Source organism: Acinetobacter sp. YH12201 (genome assembly GCF_013418145.1).
Classification (GTDB): Bacteria; Pseudomonadota; Gammaproteobacteria; order Pseudomonadales; family Moraxellaceae; genus Acinetobacter.
On record NZ_VPCP01000117.1, the window covers coordinates 1 to 6498 of the forward strand.

At 34.2% G+C, this 6498-nt stretch carries 4 protein-coding genes and 1 pseudogene; 3 read left to right on the forward strand and 2 right to left on the reverse strand.

The features are described 5' to 3' along the window. Nucleotides 1–99 precede the first annotated feature (99 nt). Nucleotides 100–1485, forward strand: a complete 1386-nt coding sequence (locus FTU91_RS15160) for a DUF3987 domain-containing protein (protein ID WP_180082771.1) — start codon at nt 100–102, stop codon at nt 1483–1485. Nucleotides 1486–2018: 533 nt separating this feature from the next. Then, nucleotides 2019–3024, forward strand: a pseudogene (locus FTU91_RS15165) (tyrosine-type recombinase/integrase). 25 nt (nt 3025–3049) lie between these two features. Here FTU91_RS15165 and FTU91_RS15170 read toward each other — a convergent pair. Together FTU91_RS15170 and FTU91_RS15175 are read right to left on the reverse strand one after the other, a co-directional pair. Beyond that, on the reverse strand, nt 3050–3889 hold the full coding sequence (locus FTU91_RS15170; protein ID WP_180043303.1) for an SPFH domain-containing protein: 840 nt from the start codon (nt 3887–3889) through the stop codon (nt 3050–3052). A 25-nt stretch (nt 3890–3914) separates the two neighbouring features. After that, nucleotides 3915–4196: a hypothetical protein gene (locus FTU91_RS15175; RefSeq protein WP_180043305.1), complete on the reverse strand. Its 282-nt coding sequence runs from the start codon at nt 4194–4196 to the stop codon at nt 3915–3917. 234 nt (nt 4197–4430) lie between these two features. Here FTU91_RS15175 and FTU91_RS15180 point away from each other — a divergent pair, with 234 nt between their 5' ends. After that, on the forward strand, nt 4431–4670 hold the full coding sequence (locus FTU91_RS15180) for a hypothetical protein (protein ID WP_180043307.1): 240 nt from the start codon (nt 4431–4433) through the stop codon (nt 4668–4670). Nucleotides 4671–6498: the final 1828 nt, after the last annotated feature.

Here is a 6498-nt window from a genome sequence, read left to right on the forward strand (position 1 = left end):
AGACAAAATGACACCAAATGAGTTTTACTATGATCAGCTACCCCAACAAAACAAGGTGGCTTAACTAGAGCGGAATATTACTTATAAATACGCTTTTAGTTGTTCAAACAAGTGGGACCACCTCTTTATCCTGTAAGTTCTCTCCCAGATCTTCTAAGAGATGCTGCATTATGTATTCATGAGGAAGTAAAAGTACCATTTGCTATAGTGGCAAATTCTTTATTGTTCGCTATCACATTTATTGCTCAAAAGCATGTTAATGCGATTACCATTCAAAAAGTTGTTATGCCTTGTAGTATAAATTTTTTAAGTGAAGCTAATAGTGGTGATCGTAAAAGCACGGCTGATTATTTTGCACTTAAAGTAATTAATGATATTCAGTCAGATGCTATAGCTAAATACTCAGTTGAATATGCAAATTGGGAAAAACTTCCTCATAAAGAAAGAGCAAATGTACCACAACCTAAAAATCCGAAGAGGATATTTTCTGATAGTACTTTAGAACCTATTGTGGGGGGATTCATTAGGGGTGAATTCGTTAATATTGCAATATCATCAAATGATGCTGCAGACTTTTTATGTGGATATGCGCTTAATTCTGATAATTCGAAACCAAATATGGTTCTACTGACCAAAGTATTTGATATTGGCTACGTTGAAAGAAAACGTTCAAAAGGTAATGCAGAGGGAAGTGGTGTAGCTAATCATATTCGTTTAAGTATGCATTTAATGGCACAACCAATCATTATTCAAGAAGTTTTTTCGAATAAGACGATGTCTAGTATAGGCTTATTACCAAGATTTATTTATGCTGCACCTCCTTCATTAGCTGGGACTAGATTTTTGAAAATAGATGATATTGATAAAGATATTACTCTTGATAGAAGGCTGATTAACTATTATGACCAATGTAAAAAATTATTAGGCGATTGGTATGATGTAAGGGATTTAACTGATCAAAGTCAATTAATTGATAATCGCAAAGTTTTGAGATTGTCAAATGAAGCTAAACCTATGTTTGTTAATATATTTAATGAGATTGAAGCCAAGTTAAAGCCAAATAACATATATGTTGATCATAAAGCGGAGGCAAGTAGAGCAGGTGAGTTAATAATTAGATTAGCTACAGTTTTTGCTTTTTTTAAAGAGGAAAAAGAGGTCACTGCTGAAGATTTGAAGCACGCATCAAATATTTTAAAGTATTCATTAAATCAATGGGTTAGATCTAATAAAATAAATAATGATGTTACTGATGCGGATCAATTACTAAATTTTTTAGTAAAACACTATCAAGATAAAAATGAAGAGTACATTTTAAAATCAAGTATTGGTCAGAATTGTCGAAATTTTAGGAATAAAACAGGCAAAAGAGACCAAGCTATCCAATACCTTGAGGAAATTGATAATGTTAGAACAATCATATTTGATGGCAAGGAATATGTTGTATTAAATCCCATCTTTTTAAAAAAAGATTTAAATGGCTAATCAGTAATTTTTTAGATACTGGCTTGCAAAATTATTTAGACACATTGAAAATTTTTATTTTTATTTAAGTTATTGATTTTTGAATAAATTAGTCAACTAGTCATTTAGACAGCTTTAGTAATATCTATAATTTTTTTTGATAACTTTAAAGTATGTCTAGGTGTCTAGGTGTCTAAAAAACAATAAAAACAATTAGTTATGTTATTTATAGATTTCTAAATTGTCTAAATTAAAAAATATTTCGTTACAACTAAAATTTGTATCCTATCTTGTATCCCAGATTTTTAAAATAAAATATTAGTTATAAATAACAATAACTTATGATTTATTTCGGTATTGCTTATACCTACCAATATTCTAAACGTTATGTTATAAGGGTTTTAAGCGAAATCAGTAGTTTAAAACCCTTTTTTGTTGTCTTAAATAAAGTCTACCCTTAACAGCACTATCTTTAAAATCGCTATTTTTTGCCGATAATGCCGTTAAATTTAGACCAAGATTAGACCAAGAATATAGAGTTATAGACCCTGAAAATGCCCAAACCGATCAAGCGCGGTGAAAGCTATAGAATTAAAATAATGATTGCTGGAAAAACATATTCAGCAACCAGAGATACCGTAAAAGAATGCGAGCAATGGGCCGCGCAAAAATTACTTGAGGCAAAAGCTAATAAGCTTGCGGAAGACCAGGGTATAAAACAGCATTACCCATTCAAGACACTTTTTCATAAGTATTATGATGAGCATGGGCGAAAGCTTCGAGGATCCAAGTATGTTAAAGAACAATTAGGTCCTTTTGATGAGAAATTTGGTGCACTGGCAGATATGTCTATTCATGACATCACACCAAAGCATTTAACCGCCTGGAGAAATCAACGTTTAAAACAGGTTGGAGCTAATACAGTGCTACGCGAAATCGCGCTTTACTCATCTGTATTTAGCTACGCCGTAAAAGAGCTATTCCTACTTGAGACTAACCCGTGGATGGGGATTAAGAAACCGGCAAAGCCTAAAGCCCGTAATCGCCGTATTCGTGATGATGAAATTGATCTTATTCTTGAAGGTTTAGGTTACCAGCAAGGGCAGGTGCCAACATTGGCAGAGCATTATGTTGCCTGGGCATTTTTATTTGCCTTGGAAACGGCGATGCGCCGCGGTGAAATCCTTGGCATTAAAATGTCAGAAATTTACGACCGGCATGTGCATTTGCCAAAAACCAAAAACGGCGATGCACGTAATGTGCCACTGACGAAAAAGGCTTTAGCTTTACTGGACCTAATTGATCATGATGGTGATATAAGTTGATTCCCCAGAATGAGAATGCCTTCAGATTGATGTGGGAGCGCCGTAAAGCGAAAGTAGGGCTTATCGACATACATTCCATGACACACGCCATGAAGCGATTACTCGGTTCGTGAATAACCAAAAATTACCGGTAGAAGTGCTGGCTAAGGTGACGGGGCATAAAAATATTAAAGTTTTAGTGAATACTTATTACAACCCGGATGTTGAAGATATTGGAGATATGATGGACGCTTAAAAAGCCCTCATAAGAGGGCTTTTCATTATTTTAATTGACCTACACCAGTGAATTTGTCTGGAACAATTACCATAGTATTCAGTGTTCCTTTTTCAGCAGCTTTGAGCAATGCTTCAGCTTTAGTTTTTTCGGCTTCTGCACGTAGTAGATCTACATATTTTTCAGATGCATTTTCTGCTAAAACTTTTTTGATTTCAGTTTCAACACGTGCAGTTTCTAATTCATTTTGCTTTGTCTTTAAAGCATTTTGAGAATTAACAATTGCTAATGATGAATCTAAAATAGATTTAGGTGGTGAAACTTTTAAAATATTAATTTCATTAACTTTGACAAATTTATCTTTGCCTTGAGCTTTTAATTTAGTATTAATACTGTTCTTTATTTCAGTCTCTATGAGCGCTCGATTGTCATTTACAGCTAAAGCTTTATATTTGCTCACAACATCATTGATTGCCGAGTTTGCAACGTACTGCACATACTGACCTAGTAAATATACATCACCATCATCTGTAATAATGTGCTGTGCTTTTTCAGTCTTATACGCGATTGCAGCATTTGATGGCACAATCCCGTAATTCACTTTTAATTGAAACTCTTGCATTGGAATCTTTTCGACTACAATTGGTTGAGATTCAACATTAAGTACAAGATTTCGCTTTGATACTTTGATTACATCACCGACCACGGTTTGATGTAATCCTTGCCCCAGTACGGTATCTTCAATTTCACCGCTGAACGTTTGACGAATACCAACATCTGCATCAGTGATGCGCGTAAAGCTTGCAGGTATAATAATTAAAGCCAGAATAATTGCGACGATGATTGTGGCTACTATGCCAACAGTCCTATATGGCTTTTTTTCCATGTTTTACCCCTTTATCAAAAAATAATTAATTTTTTCTACTGCGCCCACGTTTAGCCAAGGGCCTAGCCGTTAAAATCAAGTTCGCCTGTTCTGGATCATAAAGACACTTTCCTCGAGTACCTTTATTGATCTCTGCACATCGATCACGGACCACATCAACACTAATGCCATATTGTTGAGCCAATTCTGAAGCTGATACTAATTTAGGGCTTACATCCTTAATCGATACGATCTTTGCACCGCCTACCTCAGAGCCTACAAATAGCTGAGGTGCTTCACCATGTACGGTGATTTGAAAAACTCCCATTATGGCATCTCCCGCAAACTCTGCAAAACTTCAAAAGGCAATTTCACATTCACATTTGGCTCATCATTCCGCATCCAAAAATCAACAGCGATATAATAAAGTGCAGATACTTGCTCAGCTGTAAGTTGTTTTGACTGTGCCAGTTTGACTGGTTACATGCGGTGCCAAGTCTTCAGTAAAGTCTTTTGCAATTTCTAGAATATCCATCACGCCACCTCTCGTCTGATATTAGATATGGTCGTTAAACTCGGTAACTACAAGGAAGGCCTAGATAAAGCAGGTCGTCAGGCTAAAAAATCAGGCAAGGAAATCGAAAGTGGTTTAAATGTTGGTTCGCTTACAATTAAAGCTCTAGGTGGAGCCACAAAATTTCAAAATTATTTAGTATATACTCTGTGTGGTAAGTGTAATATTTTGCACTTAAAGCTACTTTTTGCTGATTATGTACAAATTAATGTACTTAACCACATGTAACGCCAAATTTGCATCAACAAAAGGAAATCGCATATCTTTGTAAAGGTCTTATGAATGTCATCAAAGATATGCAATTTCATCGCAATGATTTCCCTGTTTCAATTGCTGAGGCCTTAGGTGATAGGCTCAAACGTGTACGTCTCAATAAAAACTTAACTCAGAATGAAGTTGCTCAACTTGCATGGATATCGAGACGAACAGTGCTCAATTTCTTGTATCACCACGTGTATCACTGAATTTTTTTAATTAAAAAATATATAAAAATCAAAATTTTAAAAATGTGTTCGGTAGAGGATATCCACCAATATTCTAAACGTTATGTTATAAGGGTTTTAAGCGAAATCAGTAGCTTAAAACCCTTTTTTGTTGTCTTGAATAAAGTCTACCATTAACAGTGCTATCTTTAAAATCGCTATTTTTTGTCGATAATGCAGTTAAATTTACGTCAAAATTTTTGGAATTTACGTCATGAAAATACCTAAGCTAAGAAAGTGCGGTTCACGTCACCTCATAGCCATAGTGGCTTAAACCTGCTTTGGTGTCGCTTAGCAGAACATGCTTTAGAGTAAAAACCTCGCACGGGTGTGACAATTCAAACAAACCTTAGAACGAAAGCAAGTAAAGCAGACCATGCATGTTAGGTGGGTGTGATTGTGAGTCGCTATGGATCACAGCATAGAACTTCTGTGGTGATCAATTCAAAATCAGATCAGCTGTGAAATAAACGTGATATTTATCAAAAAATTACGAAATAAACTGATTGATTAAATAGCAAATACCGGGTAATTTTTTATCAGGTTAGACGAAGTTATATATCGCCTAGCTGGGAAAAACGACTGACACTCGGAAAGACGAGAAGTACCATAACCGCTCACAGCAATGTGAGCGTTTTTAATGCCCTGAGAAATGTTTTTTGTGTAAGCAATATCAGGGCACCCAGATTAGATTTTAATAATTATTATTGTCTAACAAAAATCAAAAATAACTTAAAGTAACCGAACAGAAACTATTTATGCATATTTTTTATACTTTGTAATTTGCTTTAGAGTGATAATTTTTAACTACATCAAGAGAGCACAGCGTTAATAAAAATAATAAAATGGTTATCAAAGACTTCACCTGCTTAATCACATCCCCAGATTAAGCGGGTTTTTTAATATTTAATATATTATTAATCAAGTCTTTCTAAAATTTTGATTAAATTAGTAATATTTTAATTTTTGGTATATTCCGCCACTGAATGTTACTTGAATAGTGTACAAAATAGTCAATAGAAACTGCTGTAGTTTCTGAATGGTCTTTCAAGATCCTTAGTTTATAAGCCCACATCGTCTTTCCATGTGTGGGCTTTTTTTTGCATGGAGAAAAGTAATGCTTCATTGTTTCTTAAGGCGTTTATTTGGTCTTCATGATGCGACTGAAATTGAATACACGATTGATGGTAAAGAAATTAAGGTATGCCGTTATTGCTTGAAAGAAGTGAAGTAATCACTGATCAAAAAAAATGCGATTAATTAAATTAATAATCATATTTTTTTATTTTCACAATGCTGAAATAATTTAATCTTATATTCACTGAAAACAAATAATAACTCCAAAAAGTCTAAGGTATTGGCGCAATTAAGCCTGTTTAATTTTGGAGAGTTAAGCAGGCTTTTTTATTGAAGATTTTTATCTTTTGTCGAAAGTATTACGATATATAGAGGTGGATCAGGAAATTTGAACAACACCTATAAGTGATATTTTGCTCCCCAAATGATGTTATAAACATCAATATATGGAGTATTTTATGGCACGTAGACCAAGAAGAAATCATTCAAATGATTTT

Bases quoted from the DNA above. Each gene is read 5' to 3' on its own strand.
- FTU91_RS15170 (WP_180043303.1), bottom strand. From the start codon at position 3,889: ATGGAAAAAAAGCCATATAGGACTGTTGGCATAGTAGCCACAATCATC.
- FTU91_RS15175 (WP_180043305.1), bottom strand. From the start codon at position 4,196: ATGGGAGTTTTTCAAATCACCGTACATGGTGAAGCACCTCAGCTATTT.
- FTU91_RS15180 (WP_180043307.1), top strand. From the start codon at position 4,431: ATGGTCGTTAAACTCGGTAACTACAAGGAAGGCCTAGATAAAGCAGGT.